The sequence below is a fragment of the Mesorhizobium sp. M8A.F.Ca.ET.021.01.1.1 genome, from assembly GCF_003998025.1.
In the GTDB taxonomy this organism is placed as follows: Bacteria; Pseudomonadota; Alphaproteobacteria; order Rhizobiales; family Rhizobiaceae; genus Mesorhizobium.
This window is the reverse complement of record NZ_RZSJ01000866.1, coordinates 1-1,677: the sequence shown is the minus strand read 5'-3', so window position 1 is coordinate 1,677 and position 1,677 is coordinate 1. Positions and strand designations below refer to the sequence as shown.

The 1,677-nt window shown below is 62.0% G+C and carries 2 protein-coding genes; both read left to right on the top strand.

Annotated features, from left to right (window positions below):
• The first annotated feature begins 321 nt into the window (after positions 1-321).
• Positions 322-1,353, top strand: a complete 1,032-nt coding sequence (locus tag EOA36_RS34890; protein ID WP_127281187.1) for a BMP family protein — start codon at positions 322-324, stop codon at positions 1,351-1,353.
• 70 nt (positions 1,354-1,423) lie between these two features.
• The coding region (locus EOA36_RS34885; protein ID WP_127281186.1) for an ATP-binding cassette domain-containing protein at positions 1,424-1,677 on the top strand (254 nt) is incomplete at its 3' end.

The following is a 1,677-nucleotide window of genomic DNA, read 5'->3' as shown; positions in this document are numbered from 1 at the left end:
AACAAACCGCAGCCGCTCGTCCATGATCCCAGTTTCTCGCCAAACCATCGCCGGTCCTCCCGGCGGACAAGAAAACTGTCACCCATGCTATCGGTCCATTCTGTTACCTATCTATCCGGTTCGGACAACAGGCCCCTCTCCCCGTCACTATACGGGGAGAGGATGCCGGCAGGCAGGTGAGGGGCGGCGGCAACCTGAAGCGATTGGCCGCTCTCAAATTTGACCATGTGGACAAAAGTCTAGACCCGTTCCATAGTTCCTCGTCTGACATTCTTAGGGAACAGCCGGCTCGACACGGCTGTCGAACAGAGGGGCACTTCAATGGAAAACCGGAAGAACAAATCTCATTTGATCCGCGAAGGGCTCTCGCGGCGCAACGTGCTCGAACTGGGCGCGCTGGGTTTCGCTGCGGCGATGCTGCCGGGTGCGGCCTTCGCGGCGGGCAAGAAACTGAAGGTGGCGGCTATCTTCGCCACGCCGATCGAGGAACCCTGGGACAACCAGATCCACGTCGCACTGCAGAAGGCCGAAAAGGAACTCGGCATCGAATACAAATGGTCCGAGAAGGTGCAGACCGCCGACTTCAGCCGCGTCATGCGCGAATATGCGCAGGGCGGGTACCAGCTGGTGCTGGGCGACGCCTTCGCCGCCGAGCGTGAATCGCGCCGCACGGCCAAGCAGTTCCCCAAGACCGCATTTCTGTTCGGCTCAGGCGCGGGGCCGGCCGAACCCAATTTCGGCGTCTTCGACAACTGGATCCACGAGCCTGCTTATCTCTCCGGCATGATCGCCGGCAAGATGTCGAAGTCGGGTACGGTCGGCGCGGTGGCGGCGATGGGCATTCCGGAAGTGAACCGGCTGGTCAATGCCTTCTTCGCTGGCGCCAAGGAGGTCAATCCGAACGTCAAGAAGAAGGTCGCCTTCATCGGTTCCTTCTTCGATCCGCCCAAGGCCAAGGAAGCGGCGGTGGCGCAGATCGACGCCGGCGTCGACGTCATCTATGCGGAACGCTTCGGCGTCATCGAGGCGGCGGTCGAGAAGAAGATCCTCGCCATCTCCAACATGTCCGACCAGTCGAGCCTCGGCCCCGATACGGTCATCACCGGCCCGGTCTGGGACATGTACCCGACGGTCGAGCAAGCGATCAAGCTGGTCAAGGCCGGCGTCTACACGGCGCAGGACTACGGCGATTTCTCGCGCATGGCCAAGGGCGGCTCCTATCTCGCGCCCTTCCACAAGTTCGACAAGACGCTGCCCGCCGACGTCAAGGATCTGGTCGGGAAGAAGAAGGCCGAGATCCTCGAAGGCAATTTCCGCGTCGACGTCGACGAGAACACGCCGGTTTCGGATTAGGTTTTGTTGCTTGAGAGGTCGGCGCCAGGCGCCCCCTCTCTGCCCTCGGAATGCAAATTCAGGAGCACCCTTGCCCGCCCCACTCATCGAAATGCGCGGCATCACCAAGAGCTTCGGCGCCGTCAAGGCGAACGAGGCTGTCGATCTCAGCGTGGCGCCAGGAGAAATCCTCGGTTTGCTCGGCGAGAACGGCGCCGGCAAGACCACATTGATGAACGTGCTGTTCGGTGCTTATGCGCCGGATGCCGGCGAGATCCTGATCCAGGGCCGGCCGGCGCGGATCACCAGTTCGGCGGATGCGCTGGCCGCCGGCATCGGCATGGT